General features: G+C 68.5%; 17 protein-coding genes and 2 pseudogenes. 10 read left to right on the top strand and 9 right to left on the bottom strand.

The features are described 5' to 3' along the window. The first annotated feature begins 18 nt into the window (after positions 1 to 18). Positions 19 to 378, top strand: coding sequence for a VOC family protein (locus tag A5787_RS26055; protein WP_082977460.1), 360 nt, complete (start codon positions 19 to 21; stop codon positions 376 to 378). On the opposite strand, the gene A5787_RS26050 is transcribed toward A5787_RS26055, so the two are convergent. Next, a complete protein-coding gene (locus A5787_RS26050; RefSeq protein WP_197507416.1) occupies positions 349 to 1,236 on the bottom strand; it encodes a DMT family transporter in 888 nt (295 codons plus the stop codon). The genes A5787_RS26055 and A5787_RS26050 overlap by 30 nt on opposite strands. A 110-nt stretch (positions 1,237 to 1,346) precedes the next feature. Next, a complete protein-coding gene (locus A5787_RS26045) occupies positions 1,347 to 1,739 on the bottom strand; it encodes a DoxX-like family protein (RefSeq protein WP_066972619.1) in 393 nt (130 codons plus the stop codon). A gap of 99 nt (positions 1,740 to 1,838) precedes the next feature. On the opposite strand from A5787_RS26045, the gene A5787_RS26040 reads away from it, so the two are divergent. Continuing rightward, positions 1,839 to 3,014: a thiolase family protein gene (locus A5787_RS26040; RefSeq protein WP_066972617.1), complete on the top strand. Its 1,176-nt coding sequence runs from the start codon at positions 1,839 to 1,841 to the stop codon at positions 3,012 to 3,014. A gap of 6 nt (positions 3,015 to 3,020) precedes the next feature. On the opposite strand, the gene A5787_RS26035 is transcribed toward A5787_RS26040, so the two are convergent. Next, entirely contained in the window at positions 3,021 to 3,575 is a 555-nt protein-coding gene (locus A5787_RS26035) for a hypothetical protein (protein ID WP_066972615.1), read from the bottom strand. Positions 3,576 to 3,754: 179 nt separating this feature from the next. Between A5787_RS26035 and A5787_RS26030 the strand changes: the two genes are divergently transcribed. Then, on the top strand, positions 3,755 to 4,498 hold the full coding sequence (locus A5787_RS26030; protein WP_066972612.1) for a 3'(2'),5'-bisphosphate nucleotidase CysQ: 744 nt from the start codon (positions 3,755 to 3,757) through the stop codon (positions 4,496 to 4,498). A 43-nt stretch (positions 4,499 to 4,541) separates the two neighbouring features. Here A5787_RS26030 and A5787_RS26025 read toward each other — a convergent pair whose 3' ends face one another. Further along, positions 4,542 to 4,988, bottom strand: coding sequence for a hypothetical protein (locus tag A5787_RS26025; protein ID WP_066972610.1), 447 nt, complete (start codon positions 4,986 to 4,988; stop codon positions 4,542 to 4,544). Between the two features lie 48 nt (positions 4,989 to 5,036). Beyond that, positions 5,037 to 5,324: pseudogene (locus A5787_RS26020) on the bottom strand (4-hydroxy-2-oxovalerate aldolase); the annotation flags it as partial. A 46-nt stretch (positions 5,325 to 5,370) separates the two neighbouring features. Here A5787_RS26020 and A5787_RS26015 point away from each other — a divergent pair. Both A5787_RS26015 and A5787_RS26010 read left to right on the top strand, forming a co-directional pair. After that, positions 5,371 to 6,253: pseudogene (locus tag A5787_RS26015) on the top strand (VOC family protein). Between the two features lie 16 nt (positions 6,254 to 6,269). Further along, positions 6,270 to 7,301, top strand: coding sequence for an amidohydrolase family protein (locus A5787_RS26010; RefSeq protein ID WP_066972604.1), 1,032 nt, complete (start codon positions 6,270 to 6,272; stop codon positions 7,299 to 7,301). A 6-nt stretch (positions 7,302 to 7,307) separates the two neighbouring features. Here A5787_RS26010 and A5787_RS26005 read toward each other — a convergent pair whose 3' ends face one another. Then, positions 7,308 to 8,213 (bottom strand): haloalkane dehalogenase, encoded by a 906-nt coding sequence (locus A5787_RS26005; protein WP_066972599.1) that lies wholly within the window; start codon positions 8,211 to 8,213, stop codon positions 7,308 to 7,310. A gap of 109 nt (positions 8,214 to 8,322) precedes the next feature. Here A5787_RS26005 and A5787_RS26000 point away from each other — a divergent pair, with 109 nt between their 5' ends. After that, positions 8,323 to 9,048, top strand: a complete 726-nt coding sequence (locus tag A5787_RS26000) for a DUF2652 domain-containing protein (RefSeq protein ID WP_066972597.1) — start codon at positions 8,323 to 8,325, stop codon at positions 9,046 to 9,048. Positions 9,049 to 9,079: 31 nt separating this feature from the next. Here A5787_RS26000 and A5787_RS25995 read toward each other — a convergent pair whose 3' ends face one another. Next, entirely contained in the window at positions 9,080 to 10,222 is a 1,143-nt protein-coding gene (locus tag A5787_RS25995) for a MalY/PatB family protein (protein WP_369829164.1), read from the bottom strand. Between the two features lie 66 nt (positions 10,223 to 10,288). Beyond that, positions 10,289 to 11,383, bottom strand: a complete 1,095-nt coding sequence (locus tag A5787_RS25990; RefSeq protein WP_066972593.1) for a dihydrodipicolinate reductase — start codon at positions 11,381 to 11,383, stop codon at positions 10,289 to 10,291. 146 nt (positions 11,384 to 11,529) lie between these two features. Here A5787_RS25990 and A5787_RS25985 point away from each other — a divergent pair, with 146 nt between their 5' ends. From A5787_RS25985 to A5787_RS25970, 4 genes are all read left to right on the top strand, one after another. Next, positions 11,530 to 12,504, top strand: a complete 975-nt coding sequence (locus A5787_RS25985) for an LLM class flavin-dependent oxidoreductase (RefSeq protein WP_066972740.1) — start codon at positions 11,530 to 11,532, stop codon at positions 12,502 to 12,504. 11 nt (positions 12,505 to 12,515) lie between these two features. After that, entirely contained in the window at positions 12,516 to 13,580 is a 1,065-nt protein-coding gene (locus A5787_RS25980; protein ID WP_066972591.1) for a dihydrodipicolinate reductase, read from the top strand. 68 nt (positions 13,581 to 13,648) lie between these two features. After that, positions 13,649 to 14,641: an LLM class flavin-dependent oxidoreductase gene (locus tag A5787_RS25975; protein WP_066972588.1), complete on the top strand. Its 993-nt coding sequence runs from the start codon at positions 13,649 to 13,651 to the stop codon at positions 14,639 to 14,641. Continuing rightward, positions 14,638 to 15,840: a cytochrome P450 gene (locus tag A5787_RS25970; RefSeq protein WP_066972586.1), complete on the top strand. Its 1,203-nt coding sequence runs from the start codon at positions 14,638 to 14,640 to the stop codon at positions 15,838 to 15,840. Before A5787_RS25975 ends, A5787_RS25970 begins: the two co-directional genes overlap by 4 nt. 147 nt (positions 15,841 to 15,987) lie before the next feature. On the opposite strand, the gene A5787_RS28430 is transcribed toward A5787_RS25970, so the two are convergent. Further along, the coding region (locus tag A5787_RS28430) for a hypothetical protein (protein WP_231994161.1) at positions 15,988 to 16,091 on the bottom strand (104 nt) is incomplete at its 5' end.

The following is a 16,091-nucleotide window of genomic DNA, read 5'->3' as shown; positions in this document are numbered from 1 at the left end:
CCCTGTGGTGTGCCCGAAATCGTGTTCCACTCCGTGTCGCCGATCGTGCCGGTCCGAGACCTCGACATCGCCCTCGACCGCTACCGCAAACTCGGATTCGACGCCCGCGCCTACCAGGGTCCCGAACGCTACGGGTTCGTCGACCGCGGGGACGTGTCGATTCACCTCACCGAATGGGCCGAACACGATCCGCTGCGCACGGCCGCCAGTGTGTACCTCTATGTGAGTGACGCCGACGCCCTCCACGCGGAATGGGCGGCGCTGGAAAATCTCGCCGGTCGCCTGATCGACCCGCACGAGACGCCCTACGGTTTAAGGGAATTCGCCTATGTCGATCCGGACGGAACGCTACACCGCGTCGGCTCGCGAATGGTCTGACTGCGGCGCCCCGGCGGCCTGGCTGTGCGCCAGCGCGACCGTCGCGGCGGCCATGACCGCGACCGACAGTCCGAGCGCGATCAGGCTGGTGCGGGCGGTGCTGAGCGTCTCACCCAGCACGATGACGCCGAGCACCGATCCCACGACGGGCTCGGCGACGGTCACCGCGGGCAGCGACGCGGTCAGCGGCCCGGCCCGAAACGCCGACTGCTCCCAGGCCGTGGCGACGATGGCCAGCACCGCCCACACGTACAGCTCGGGGAGGCGCAGCAAGGCCGGGATGCCACGGTCGAGTTGGTCGACCACACCCTTCGTCAGCACCGAGAACAGGCCCCACAGCGAGCCGGACATCAGGCCAAGCAACAGCGCGCCGACCGACGCGGAGAACACGCGAGAGCCGATCACGCACAGGATCAGCGCCGGCCCCATGATCAGGCCCACCACGATCCACGTCTCAACCGATCCCCGCGGCGTTCCCGCTTGCGGGTCGCCGACCGTGACCACCACCGCAACGGCCGCGACGAGCAGCATGGCCCAAATCCCTTGCCGGCGCGTGATCTTGCGGTGGTTGACCCTCGCGCTGATGAGCAACGCGAACAGCAAGGAGGTGACCGAGAGCGCCTGCACGAGCACCACCGAACCCAGGCCGAGAGCCGCGGCCTGCAGACCGAATCCGGCGGCGGCCACCAGGCTGCCGGTCCACCAGCGCCGATCGCGCAGGAGCCGCCGGAACAGGGTGAAGGTACCGACCGGCTTGTCGGTCACCTGCTGGGCGGATCGCTGTTCGAGGACGTCCCCGATGCCGATCATGAACGCGGCTGCGATCGCGAGCGCAACCGCGATGCCCGTCGTGCTCAAGGGGAACCTCCTGTGGCATCGCTCGCGCCGAGCGTGTAGCCACGGCGAGAAATCAGCGGGAAATCGGCCGTGAGTTCACGCTCGGTGAATCGGGCCAGACAACCGGTGCGTCAGCTGTTGCGCCGGATTTTGAGCGCGGTGGTGATCATCGGGATCTGCAGCGGCAGCCGGGCCAGCGCGGCGATGCGCATCGGCCACGGCTTGTCCCACCACAACCGGCACATGTTGACGTTGGCCGGGAACACGCCGACGAACAGCAGGACGGCCGCCAGCGCAGCCAACCGCCGGGTGCGGCGCGGCACCAGCAGCGCGCCGACGGCGATCTCGGCGACGCCCGATGCGTAGGTATAGAACCGCGCGTCCCCGGGCAGCTCGGCGGGAACGATGTCGTCGAATGGCTTCGGCGCCAGGAAGTGGACGGTGCCGATGCCCATCAGCATGGCCGCAACGCGGTATGCGGCCGTGCGGGTGGTGTCACCTTCAATGAGGGGGGTGGTGGTCATTGCGCGAGCCTAGCGGCACCGGGGGATTCCGGGTCAGGCCGTGGCGTTACACTTGAGGCGATTCCCGTAAACTTGGCACCCAACAGTTCGAGGTAAAACATGGCCACACCCGTGATCGTCGGAGCCACCAGGACGGCGATCGGCCGCTCCTTCAAGGGCGCGCTCGTCAACACGCCGCCCGAGACCCTGATCACCACGGTGCTGCCCGAGGTGGTGCGCAGGTCCGGCATCGACCCGTCGGTCATCGACGACATCATCTTCGCCGAATCGCACTACGGCGGTGGGGATTTGGCGCGTTATGCGGCCGCCGCGACGGGCATGGAGGACATCCCCGGCCAGGCCGTGAACCGGCACTGCGCGGGCAGCCTCACCGCCATCGGCAACGCCGCGGCGCAGATCGGCTCGGGGATGGAGCGGGTGCTCATCGCCGGCGGCGTGCAGTCGCTGTCGATGACGCCGTTGATGAATCAGCGGATTCCCGGCCCCGAGCTGAAGTTCGAGGAGCGCTGGCTGCCGCCCACCCACGTCGAGACGCCGGACGCGCCGACCAAGGACATGTCGATCACGGTCGGGTGGAACACCGCGCAGACGGTCGGCATCACCCGCGAGGAGATGGACGCCTGGGCGGCCCGGTCGCATGAGCGTGCCATCGCCGCCATGGACGCGGGGAAGTTCCTCGACGAGATCGTTCCGCTGAAGATCACCCAGATCGACGGTTCGGTGACCGACTTCTCGGTCGACGAGCATCCCCGGCGTGACACCACCATCGAGAAGCTCGCCGCGCTCAAGGTGCTGCACCCGGAGATCGAGGGCTTCTCGATCACCGCGGGCAACAGCAGCGGCACCAACGACGCCGCGGCCGCGGTCGCGCTGGTCGACCGCGACTACGCCCTCGCGGAGAAGCTGAACGTGATGGGCACGGTCCGGGCGTGGGCTGCCGTGGGCGTGCCACCGCGGGACTGCGGTCTGGGCGCGGTCAAGGTGATCGGCAAGGTGCTGCAGCGGGCCGGGATCTCGGTCGACGACGTGGCGCTGTGGGAGATCAACGAGGCGTTCGCCTCCGTGCCGATCGCGGCGTGCCGCCAGTACGGCATCGACGAAGAGAAGGTGAATTTCTCCGGTAGCGGCTGCAGCCTCGGCCACCCCATCGCGGCCTCGGGCGCGCGCATGATCACCACCCTGACCTATGAGCTGGCCCGCCGTGGCGGCGGCATCGGCGTCGCGGCGATGTGCGCGGGCGGCGGGCAGGGCGGCGCGGTCGTCATCGAGGTCTAGCCAGCGCTAGTTGCAGAACGTGTAGCCGATGAATTGGGCGTCGCGGTTGCTGGTGGCCGAATAGTTGGCGAAATGCACGGCGGGCATCCCGTTGTACTGCGTGTTCATTTTCTGCGCGGTGGGCGGCGGGGTCGCCTTGGGGAAGGCCAGCACCAGGTCGGAAAAGATTTTCAGACCGGCCTGGCAGATCGCATCGGACCGCGGCGGCTGGGCGTTCCACGCATGCACGACGACCGGGTCGGTGAGCTGATACCCGGACGCACAGTTCGGGTCGCAGATCTTGAAGACGGCGGTACCGGTCCCGTCGGCACCCTGCGGGCCCCAGGAGGTCCACGACATGTCTTGCAGCGCAACGGCTACGCTCGCGCATCCCAGGACGTTGAGCTTCCGCGGTCGCTCAACCGGCGGAACCGACGGGTTGTAGCAGCCCGGGATGGCGAAGTACGTCGGCGACGGTGGGGTGGTGGGCTGCGGCGACGCGCTTTGGTGGCCGCCGATCAGCTTCACCGCGCCGAAGCCCAGCACACCGATCAGCACAACAGCCAGCACGACACCAGCCATCCCCAGGTGTCCCCCCGGAAACCGCACCCTGTTCGATGATGAGACGTTGCCCCCGCTCACCCCTCCAGGTTATGGCAGAAATGCGGGCTTGCGTGGCGACTGCGGCAAAGATTTCATGGCACGGTAAAGTTGGTCAACACTACCAACTTATTCAGGTTACCGCCGATTTTGGAGAACGGATGAACGACGATCACGCGCTGGCCGCGCGGCTGGCCACCGAGGCGGGGCGGCTGCTGCTTTCGGTTCGGGAGGAGTTCGCCGACGCCGCCGCCGGCGAACGGAAAGCGGCGGGGGACAAGCGATCCCACGACTTCCTGATGGAGGCGCTCTCCGGCGAGCGGCCCGACGACGCGGTGCTGTCGGAGGAGGGCGCCGACGACCCGGTGCGATTGCGTTCGGAGCGGGTATGGATCGTCGATCCGCTCGACGGGACACGGGAATTCTCCGAGCTCGGGCGCGACGACTGGGCGGTGCACGTCGCGCTCTGGCAGGCCGGCGAGCTCGTCGCCGGTGCGGTGGCGCTGCCCGCCCAGGGCATCACGCTCGCGACCCCGTACGTCGACGCGCCGCCCGTCGCGCCCGACCAGCCACGCATCGTCGTCTCCCGCACCCGGCCGCCCGCTATCGCGCTCTCCGTGCGCGACGCGCTGGGCGGCGTCCTGGTGGAAATGGGTTCCGCCGGAGCCAAAGTGGCGTCGATCGTCCAGGGCCTGTCCGACGTGTACGTGCACGCCGGCGGCCAGTTCGAATGGGACTCGGCCGCCCCCGTCGCGGTGGCGCGGGCCGCCGGCCTGCACACGTCGCGCATCGACGGGTCACCGCTGATCTACAACCAACCCGACCCCAAACTGCCGGACGTGGTGGTGTGCCGTCCCGAACTCGCCGCAGCGGTCCTCGCCGTAACGGCGCCGAACGTCGAGTAGTTGCGCCGATCCGGCCCCAAACACGCCATAACTCGACGCTCGGCTAAATGCGATGGCGGCGCCGGCGCCCCTTCGCCTCCTCGGTCCACTCCTTCTCGATCCGGCCGATCTCGAGCGAGAGCAGCGTGAGAGTTGGGTTGTCGCAATGGACTTCGTGCGCGGTGCGGAATTCCGCCGCTTCGCCTGTGGTCGGCAGGTACGGCCGCAGGCCCTCGAACCACTCGTCGCCGACGACGTTGGGCGGATCGCCATCGCGCGGGCCGCAGGCCCACTGCCGATAGGCGTCCCGCGCATCCGCCAAACCGCTCCGCCAGCGTCGGACCGCGTCACAGCGCTGCCCGTGCAGGTGCATGTTCATCTGATGCTTGTTGTTGTGGTTCCCCACCATCCCGGGGAGCAAGTTATCGGCCGCGGACCTCGCGACTCCCGCGATGCCCATGGCCGACGCGCCCACGACAGTCCCGACGAGGCCCATCGTCATCATGTCCATGCGCTGATCGTTGCATCCCTGGGCGGCGGCGACCAGGGGACGACGGATTCAGCGCGATCCGGTCAGGTCGAGGGCGATGTCGACGAGCATGTCCTCCTGGCCGCCCACCATGCCGCGCCGACCGGCCTCTTCCAGCAGCGTGCGCGCGTCGATGTCGAATTGGGCCGCGGCGGCCTCCGCGTGCCGCAAAAAGCTGGAGTACACGCCCGCATAGCCAAGCGTCAGCGTTTCGCGGTCGACCCGCACCGGCCGGTCCTGCAGCGGCCGGACCAGGTCGTCGGCGGCGTCCTGCAGCCGGTGCAGGTCGCAGCCGTGGGCCCAGCCAAGCCGGGAGGCGGGCGGCCCGATGCTGCTGAACCTGCTGCCGAGCGCGGATCTGGTGATGACCGCCTCGGTGTTCGGCAGGGCCCAGCTCGGTTACGTGGTGATCGAGACCGAAAAGTTGGGCGACTGGCGGCGATTCGGCCGCGACGCCATCGGCATGCACCTCGACGACGCGGCGAGCGACGCGATGCGGTTTCGCCTCGACGACAACGAATGCCGTTTCCTGCTGACGACCACGACGCGTTCGACACGGTCCTCGCCCGCGTCAAGCGTCATGGGGTGCCGGTGACCGATGGCACCGACGAACAGGCCGCGTTGCGCGGGGTGGAACGGCTGGTCCGCTTCCCCGGGCCCAACGGGCTGACCCAGGAGGTCTTCACGCGCGCCCGGCCCGCCGCGGACCCGCTACGCCTCGCCGCGGTCGGCGGGTTCGTCACCGGCGCAGCGGGTTTGGGGCACGTAGCCGTCACCACCACCAAACCCGATCAGCTGCACGGCTACTATGCCGCGGTGTTGGACGCTCGGCTGTCCGATTACATCGACGAGACGATCAGCCTCCTGAAGTTCAAGATCCGCTTTTTGCGGGTCAACGAGCGGCACCACACCGTGGCGATCGCGGCGGGCAACCGGCTGAGGCTCAACCCGATCCGCACCCGGGTCCAGCACGTCAACGTCCAGGTTGCCGACCTCGATGACATGACGGCCGCCTACCAGCGCGTCAAGCAACTCGGCTTCCGGATGGCGCTCGGCGTGGGCCAGCACGAGGCCACCTGGGAGACCACCACCTACCGGGCATCAGCATCTGGGGCCACACTCCAGAGGGACAGACGATCATCGAGAAACTGGGCCAGTTCAGGACCTTAAAAGCCTCAGCCGCGTCGCTGCTACACAACGAGGACGTGGTGCCCGCACTGACGGGCGCGGGCATTCCAGACCACTGATCGACAGGGAGCAGCGATGTTGCGGATCGACACCCACCACCACGCCATCCCGTCGTTCTATCGAGACCTGTTGCGCAAGGCGGGGATCGACGAGGCGAGCGGTCGCGAGTTGCCGCAGTGGAGCCCCGAGGGATCGCTGCACACCATGGGCGAGCTGAACGTCGCCACCGCGATCCTGTCCGTGTCGACCCCGGGCACCGCGTTCCTGCCCGCCGCCACCGACGCCGCCGCGCTCGCCCGCGACATCAACGATTACCTCGCCGAACTCGCCCGGGCACAGCCCGACCGGTTCGGCTTCTTCGCGACCATCCCGATGCCGCACCTGCGCGAATCTGTCGCCGAGGTGACCCGATCGCTCGACGAACTGGGCGCGGACGGCGTGGTGCTGCTTGCCAACAACGCGGGCACCTACCTCGGCCAGCCCGGCCAGGACGAGCTGTTCGCCGCGCTGAACGCGCGGTCCGCGGTGGTGTTCATCCATCCCGCCAACCTGCCTGGTCCCGCGGTTGACGGCGTGGCGCCGTTCGCCGCCGACTTCCTGCTCGACACCACCCGCGCGGCCTATCTGCTCGTCCGCAACGGCATCCGCCGCAGCTACCCCAACATCACGTTCATCCTCAGCCACGCCGGCGGGTTCGTCCCCTACGCCTCGCACCGCATGGCGGTCGCCATCACGGGCGACACGGGACGCAGCCCGGCCGATAGCCTGGATGACTTCGCGAGCTTCTACTTCGACACCGCGCTGTCGTCGAGCGCGGCGGCGCTGCCGAGCCTGCTCGCCTTCGCCAAGCCCGGGCACGTCACCTTCGGCTCCGACTGGCCCTTCGCGCCCGTCGCGGCCGGCAAGCTGTTCGCCGCCGGCCTGGAAACCTACCGCGGGCTCGACGCCGGGGCCCGGGCGGCGATCGAGCGCACCAACGCGCTGGCGCTGTTCCCGCGCCTGGGGTCCGCGCGCCCGCCGGATGCGGGCACCGCGCTCGATCGGGTGCGCCACGCGGCCGGCCGGGCGGTGATGCGCGGCGTCTCGCGACTGATCAGCACCCCGTAAGGGCGCTCAGCGCAGGGCCTGCTGCCAGGACACGATGCGGTCGGCCAGTTCCGGTCCGGCGTCTTCCTGGATGAAGTGGCTGGCGTTGATGCGCGCGTGCGGCTGGCCCGCCGCGCCGGGGATGTGCTTGATCAGGGGCCGGTCCGCGTGCCCGAGGATGGGGTCGCGGGAGCCGAAGATGGCCAGGCACGGCTTTTCCCAGCGGCTCAGGGCCTTCCACGCCGCCCGGTTGGCCGGGATCGCCGGGTCATACGGCGAGGTCGGCACGAGCTGAGGGAACGCGCGCGCCCCCGCCTGGTACGTCTTGTCCGGAAACGGGGCGTTGTAGCCGGCCCGCACCTTGGAGGGCACGTGCCGGACGGTTCCGACGGCGACGATGCGACCGGCGGGGAGCACGGGGGAGTAGCGCGCGAAGGCCCGCCACAGGTAGAAGGCCGGCGGCGTGGGTCGCTCCGCGGTGGGCAGGAAGCCGTTCGCCACCACCAGCCGCGCGATCCGGTCGCCCTGCTCGGCGGCGATGCGCAGGCCGATGAGCGAACCCCAGTCCTGGACGAACAGCGTGACGTCCTTCAGGTTGAGGCGTTCGAACCAGGCGGTCACCCACTCGACGTGCCGCTGGTAGGTGTAATCCTCCGGTTGGCTGGGCTTGTCGGAGCGGCCGAAGCCGATCAGGTCGGGCGCCAGCACGCGGTTCCCGGCGTCGGCCAGCGGCGGAATCATCGTGCGGTACAGGTAGCTCCACGTGGGCTCGCCGTGCAGCAGCACGATCGGCGGGCCATCGGCCGGCCCCTCATCGAGGAAGTGCATGCGCAGCGGCTGGGTGTCGCTCGCCGCCACGTCGAGGTAGTTCGCTACGAACGGATAGCCCTCCAGGTTTTCGAATCGGGAGTCTGGGGTTCGCAGCACTCGCATACTCGGCTCCTCCGGGGTGGGACCCCTGCAAGCCTCTCGCGGCGGGGCGATTTCGTCCAGTGCCAGATTCATTGAGCCACCGGCCGGCAACCACTAAACTGCGCACATCATGGCCATCCGGCGCGCTGTCCTCCTCATTGCCGACATCGGCGGGTACACGCATTACATGAGTTGGAACCGGACACACCTGGCGCACGCTCAGCTAACGGTGGCCGGGTTGTTGGAAGCCGTGATCGACGCAGGCAAGGGTCTGAAGCTCGCGAAGCTGGAGGGCGACGCGGCCTTCTTCTGGGCGCCGGACGGCAACGCCAAAATGCTCGTGTGCGAGCGGCTGTCACGGATGCGCCAGGCATTCCTCGCTCAGCGCGAACGGTTCAAGGCGGACATCGCCTGCGAGTGCGCGAGCTGTGGGCAGCTGGACAACCTGTCGCTGAAGTTCGTCGTGCATCAGGGCGAGGTCGCGGAGCAAAAGGTGAAGCGCCACGTCGAACTCGCCGGCGTCGACGTCATCCTGGTACACCGGATGCTGAAAAACTCGGTGCCAGTGGTCGAATACGTGCTGATGACCGATCCAGTTGCCGCGTGCCTCGACGACCCCATGCGCGGGCTGTGCAAGCCGCTGGTTCACCACTTCGAAGGCATCGGCGACACCTCCACGCATTACATCGACCTCGCCACGTCCGAAGTGCCGGACGCACCGCCCCGGCCCGGACGTCTCGGCCGGTTCGGGAAGACGGCCAAGTTCGAGTTGATCTCGCTGCCGTTTTTGCTGGGCATCAAGAAGCCCGCCGAAGGCTTCCGCAACCTCGACCGCGCCGAGGACATTCCCGCATAGCCGAAAGGCTAAGCATTAGGGCGTCGTTGAGCTACCGCGCCTGCTCAAGCGCCCGGCCCATTCGCGAGAGTGCCTCGCCGAGAATGGCTTTCGAGGTGGCGAAGTTCAGCCGCACGTGCCCGGCGCCACCGGTTCCGAAGACGTGGCCGGAGCTGAGCGCGACGCGGGCGTGGTCGAGGAACCAGCGGGCCGGCCCGGCCAGATCGGCGACCACCGCCAGCCCGTCGGCGGCCTCCTCGGCAAACCCGAGCTCGCGGCAATCGAGCCAGGCGAGGTAAGTGCCTTGCGGCCATTGATATTTCACGCCGGGAAGGTGTTCGGCGACCAGCTCGCCCAGCAACGTCCGGTTCGCGTCGAGGCCGGCCAGCAGCGCGTCGAGCCAATCGCCGCCGCTGCGGAACGCTTCCGCGTGGGCGATGATCCCGAAGTGGCTCGGGCCGTGGCTGACCTCCTCCGGCATGCGGCGCAGGTCCGCGGCGGCCTCCGGCCCGGCGATGGCCAACGCGGCCTTCAGGCCGGACAGGTTCCACGCCTTGGAGGCGGACGTCACGGCCAGGGCGTCCTCCGCCCCGGGCACGGTCAGATACGGAACGAAGCGCGCTCCCGGCAAGATGACCGGCGCGTGGATCTCGTCGGACACGACCCGGACACCGAAGTGGCGGGCAAGCTCGGCGACCTGGCGCAGCTCCTCGGCGGTGTGCACCGACCCGGTCGGGTTGTGCGGGTTGCACAACAAATACGCGACCCTGCCGCCCGAAGCGCCGGCGCGCGCGAACGCGTCCGCCAAGGAGCCCAAGTCGATTCGGCCGTCGACGTCCAGCGGCGCCTCGATCACGCGGCGGCCGTCGTGCGCGACGAACGCGTAGAACGGGGCGTAGACCGGCGGGTTGACGACGACGGCGTCACCGCGGTCGGTGACCAATCGCAGTAATTCGACGACGCCGAGCATGACGTCGGGAACGATCGCGGTGCGCCCGACCTCCAGGTCGTGCCATTGCCAACGCCGCGAGGCGAATTCGCTGACGGCCTCGGCAAACGCGGTGCCGCAAGGGTATCCGGTGTCGCCGATGTCGATGGCGTGGCGCAGCGCGTCGGCCACCGCCGGCGCCAGGTTGACGTCCATCTCCGCGACCCACAGCGGCAACACGTCGCCGGGGTACGCGCGCCACTTCATGCTGGTGCGCAGCCGCAGTTGGGCCAGCGTAACTTCCTCGAGCGGGTTAAAGCTCACCCCGGCAGACTAGGTGGGGAATGCGTGCTTTGGAATCGTCAGCGGCAGGTCGACCGAACTCAGCAGCCCCGGTTCCGCGGCAACCACATACGGGACCGCGTTGACGACGCGCATCGCGGTGGCGACCATCGCGCCCGCCCCGGAGGTCATGCCCGCGACTCCGGCCTTGCGGGGGTCCTTCAGCGTGGCGGCCAGCGTGCAGTCGATGTCGGGGTCACCGGAGATCGTGATGCGGTAGGACAAATCGCCGATCCCGGTCGGCCAGTCCGGGGCGACGTCGTGGGCGAGCCGGGTGACGTGCTCGATGACGATGGCCTCGCGGCCGTCCACCACGCCGATCGCCCGCATGCGCAGCGCGCCGCACGTCCCGGCCTCGACGGTGCCCATCGCGACTTCCAGCGTCCGGTTGGTGACCGCGCGGTCGAAATATTCGCGGACTTCCTGCACTTCGACGCCCAGCGCGTCGGCGACCAACCGGATCTGGCCCTGCCATTCGCCGGCGATCGCCCCCGGGAACCCGATCCAGGGCTGGTAGTCGAGCGGCCGGCCGAAACCCAGCACGTCGCTCATGATGTCGGGGACGCCGTAATCGTCGTACAGGCCGATCTCGAACGCATGGATCTTTTCGATCGACGACGACTGGGTGGACAGCACCAACGGCAGGTAGTCGGCCGCGAAGCCCGGTTCGATTCCCGACGCGTACAGCGACACCTGGCCCCGCTTGGCCGCGGCGGCCACCTGGTCGCGCCACTCCGCGGGCTCGTAGGCGTGCGGGTTGACCAGGCGTGTGGTGCTGGTCGTGACGACGTTGATGCCGGCCTCGAGCAGCCTGACGTAATCGGGGATGGCCAGCGCGTCGCGCTCGGGACCGCTGGCCGCGTAGATCACGCAGTCGGGCTTGAGCGCGATCAGCGCGTCCGCGTCGGTGGTGGCGGCCAGGCCGATCGGTTCGCCGTTGGCGAGTTCGCCGGCGTCCCTGCCGTCCTTGTCCGGCGAGTGCACCCATACCCCGACCAGGTCCAGGTTCGGGCGACGCTGAATAGCGCGAATGGCGATCGATCCGATGCCGCCGGTCGCCCACACCACCACGCGATGAGCCGTCATCTTGTTTCTCCTCAGGTGCGGACGCGATGAAAGCCGAGGCGGCCGTTGCTCTTACGTCGCAAGCTACAGCCGCGGGTCCGCGGGGTCAAGGATTTAAGAAAGCAGGCACTATCTTAACGAACAAATGTTAGGTTATGGTGCTGCTAGTGTTCACGCTCAGGTTCGACATGCGCGCCCCCGGCTGGGCCGCGCCTGCCGCCGACCTCTACGCCGCGGCGATCGACATGTGCGCGTGGGCGGAAACCCGCGGCGCCCTCCTGGCGGTTCTCTCCGAGCATCACGGGGCCGACGACGGTCACCTGCCCGCGCCCCTCACGTTGGCTTCGGCGATTGCGGCACGGACGCACACGTTGGCGATCCTGCTTGCCGCGGTGCCGATTCCGCTGTGGGACCCCGTCCGGCTTGCCGAAGAGATGAGCGTGCTCGACCTGATCAGCCGGGGCAGGGTGTCCTACGCGTTCGGTGTCGGGCACCGGAGTGCGGACTACGACCACTTCGGCATCGGCATGGCCACCCGCGGCCGGGTGGCCGACGAGATCTTGGCGGTGCTGGGCCCGCTGGTGCGGGGCGAGCCCGTCGGATACCGGGGGCGCACGGTCCGCGTCACGCCGCGGTGCGGGTCCCCCGATGGGCCGATGATGTTGATCGCCGGCGGCAGCAAGGCCGCGGCCCGGCGCGCCGGCAGTCTGGGCCTCGGATTCGTCTCCCAGACCGACCTGCCGGGCCTCAAGGAGTTCTACGAAGAACAGTGCCGCGCCCACGGACACGAGCCCGGAATGATTCAATTTCCCGTCCGGGGCGCTCCCACAGCGGTTTTCGTCGCCGACGACGTCGACGAGGCCTGGGACACGCTGGGCCCGTATCTGTTGCACGACGCGGCAATGGCGGCGTCGTACCGGCCCCACGACGACTCGGTGGCCAGCATCACCCGCGCCGACAGCGTGGCCGCACTTCGTGCGGAGCGCGGCCCCTACCGCATCTTCACGCCCGACGAGGCGACCGAGTACGTGCGCAGCGGGCGGCCCCTGCCGCTGCACCCGCTGTGCGGCGGCGTGCTACCCGAGGCGGCGTGGCCCTACCTCGAACGCGCCGCGACCGCGGCCGCCCGGGCCCACGAGTAAGGAGAGCGCGCGTGACACGAGTCGTGGTGTGGTCCACCGGCGGGGTGGGGTCGATCGCGATCGACGCGGTCCGCCGCCGGCCGGATCTGGAACTCGTTGGGGTATGGGTGCATTCGCCCGACAAGGTCGGCAAGGATGCCGGCGAGCTGGCCGGCATCGAGCCGCTGGGGGTGACGGCCACCCACGACGCCGACGCGCTGATCGCCCTGGCGCCCGACGCCGTGGTGTACGCCGCGAGCGGCCCCGACCGCGACGGCGCCGCCGTGCCGGACTACCTTCGGCTGCTGGAGGCGGGCATCAACGTCGTGTCGACGTCATCGACGAGTCTGGTCTACCCGCCGTCGTACTTCGCCCCGGACTGGCGCGATCAGCTCGAGGCGGCGGCCAAGTCGGGCGGCGTCTCGTTCTACGCCTCGGGCATCTTTCCCGGTTTCGCCTCCGATCAGCTGGCGTTGCTCATGACGACGCAGTCGAAGAACATCCGCACCATCACGGCCAGCGAGGTCGCTCTCAACGACCATTACCCGGTGGCCGACGTGATGATGGACGGGATGGGTTTTGGCCGCCCGCTGGATTTCGAACCCATGCTGTCCACACCGGGCTTCATCGAAATGGCTTGGAAGGCACCGATATCCCTGATCGCCGGGGGGCTGGGGGTTGAGGTCGAGCGCATCAACGGTTCCCTCGACCGGCAGCTGACCGATCGCGACATCGAGGTGGCGTTCGGCACCGTCAAGGCGGGCACCTGCGGCGCGGTGCGCACCCGGGCCGCGGGGGTGGTCAACGGCCGGGAGGCGATCGTGATCGAGCACATCATCCGGATGGCCCGCGACGTCGCGCCCGGGTGGCCGATTTCGGACTGCGACGCGACCTACCGCGTCGACATCGAAGGCGATCCGGATATTCATTGCGTGCTGACGCTCGGGGCGGCCGAGGGTCACGGCGCCGGGCGCGCCGCCATGGCGGCGACGGCCATGCGGGTGGTCAACGCGATTCCGTACGTGGTCGACGCGCCGCCCGGGCTGCTCAGCTCGCTGGATATCCCGACGACTTTGCCGCGGCACGTGTTTGCCTAGGCGTTGACGCGGCTCTCGGCGGCACCGTAGCGTACGTGGACAAATATTAGGTTGTCTAGGAGTTGGGTGTGTTCACACTGCGCTTCGACATGCGCGCCCCATCGTGGGGAGCGCCGCGAGTGGCGCTGTATGCCGCCGTGCCCGAAATGTGCGCGTGGGCCGAGGATCATGGCGGCCTGGCCGCGGTGTTCTGTGAGCATCACGGATCCGAGGACGGCTATCTGCCGTCCCCCCTGTTGTTGGCATCGTCCGTGGCCGGGAGAACGCAGCGCCTGGCGCTGAGCCTGATCCTGATTCTCCCGTTCTACGATCCCGTCCGCCTCGCCGAGGACATGGCGGTGCTCGACATCATCAGCAACGGGCGGGCGTCGTACATCTTGGCCCTGGGGTATCGACCCGAGGAGTTCGAGCACTTCGGTGTGGCGCTGAAGGGCCGCGGGTGCCTCGCCGACGAGAAGCTCGAGCTGCTGCGTTCGCTGCTCTCCGACGAAAAGGTCAGCCGGGACGGACGACGGATCATGGTGACGCCGCGCCCGGAGACCGCCGGCGGTCCGGGCCTGATGTGGGGCGGCGGCAGCGTGGCGGCGGCCCGCCGGGCCGGCAGGTATGGCCTGGGCATGCTGGGCAACGCCAATGTGCCCGGCATGCGGGAGGCCTACGAGGAAGCCTGCCGGGAGCACGGTCATACGCCCGGCCCGACGATGTTTCCCAGCCGCGACACCCCGTCAGTCGTGTTCGTCGCCGACGACGTGGACCAGGCGTGGGAGGAACTCGGCGAGCACATGTTGCATGACGTGCGAACCTATGCCGCGTGGAACCCCGGCGACGAGACGACCGCCGGCTTCTCGCATGTGGACACCGTCGACGAGCTTCGCGCCGCGCCGGGATCGCACGTGATTATCTCGGTGCCGGAAGCGATTTCGCGGGTACGCGCCGGCCAGATACTCAACCTGTCGCCGCTGTGCGGCGGGCTGCCGCCGGAGGTCGCGTGGCCGTATCTCAAGCGGGTGGGGGAGCTCGTGCTGCCGGAGGCGCTGGCCGAGAGAACGACTGCACCATGACCGGAGCAGGCACCGCCGAGGTTTATTACGACCCGTTCGATTTCGACATCGACGACGATCCGTACCCGATCTGGAAGAGGCTGCGCGACGAGGCCCCGCTGTATCGCAACGAGAAGTACAACTTCTACGCGCTGAGCCGCTACGACGACGTCTCCCGCGAGCTGATGAACTTCGACGTCTTCCGATCGGGTCGCGGCACCACGATGGACATCATCATGAGCGGCATCGAGCTGCCGCCGGGTGTCATCCTCTTCGAGGATCCGCCGATTCACGACGTCCATCGCCATGTGCTCTCAAAGGTTTTCACGCCGCGCCGGATGGAGGCGATCGAGCCGCTCACGCGGGCGTTCTGCGAGCGCGCGCTCGACCCGCTGGTGGGCTCGGGCAGGTTCGACTTCGTCGAGAATCTGGGCGCGATGGTTCCAATGCGCACGATCGGCTACCTGCTGGGCATCCCCGAAGCCGATCAGGAGTCCATCCGCGACAAGGGCGGCAGCCAGCTCACCCTGAAAAAGGGCACGTTTAGGGCGGTTCCGCAGGACTTCCTCGAGCACAGCCACGAGATGTTCGCGAACTACATCGACTGGCGGGTGGACCACCCCTCCGACGACCTGATGACGCAGTTGATCAACGCCGAGGTCGAGGACGACGACGGCACCCGGCGGCTGACGCGGTCCGAGGTGCTGCTGTACACCAGCATGATCGCCGGCGCGGGCAACGAAACAACCACGCGCCTCATCGGTTTCATCGGCCAGCTGCTGGCCGAGCACCCCGATCAGCGTCGGCAGATCGTGGCCGACCCGTCGCTGATTCCCATGGCCATCGAGGAGGTCTTGCGCTTCGAGGCGCCCTCGCCGGTGCAGGCGCGCTACGTCGCCCGCGACGTCGAACTGCGTGGCACGACGGTCCCCGAGGGATCGATCATGTTGCTGATCAACGGATCCGCCAACCGCGACGAACGCCGGTTCCCCGATGCCGAAGAATTCGACATCCACCGCGGCGCCACCCATCTGAGTTTCGGTCACGGGCTGCACTTCTGCATGGGCTCGGCGTTGGCGCGCATGCAGGCGCGGGTGGCGCTCGAGGAAGTCATCAAGCGCTGGCCGGACTGGGAAGTCGACTATGCCAACGCGACCAAGGCGCACACGTCCAGCGTGCGGGGCTGGTCGAAGCTGCCCGTCTTCACCGATTCTCGGTAGGACGGTTCACGCGGCTTCGGCGCCATCCACCAGGTGAACATCGCGATGAACGCTTTGACCATCGTGCGTCACAGCCGTTCGCCGTGCCCCCCCGAAGACATGATGGCCGCGTGTCAACCTAGCAGCGGGTGGCGCCAACGAAATTGGCTATGCCCCAACCTGTTTGGGCCAGCCTAGTTTGGTGGGCGGTGGCTGGGGTTGGAAGGGGTCGTACCACCACCAGTCGGCGCGTTCGCCGATCGGTCCGGGGT

It is taken from the genome of Mycobacterium sp. 852002-50816_SCH5313054-b (genome assembly GCF_001667185.1).
In the GTDB taxonomy this organism is placed as follows: Bacteria; Actinomycetota; Actinomycetes; order Mycobacteriales; family Mycobacteriaceae; genus Mycobacterium.
This window is presented reverse-complemented; position numbering and strand designations above follow the sequence as displayed.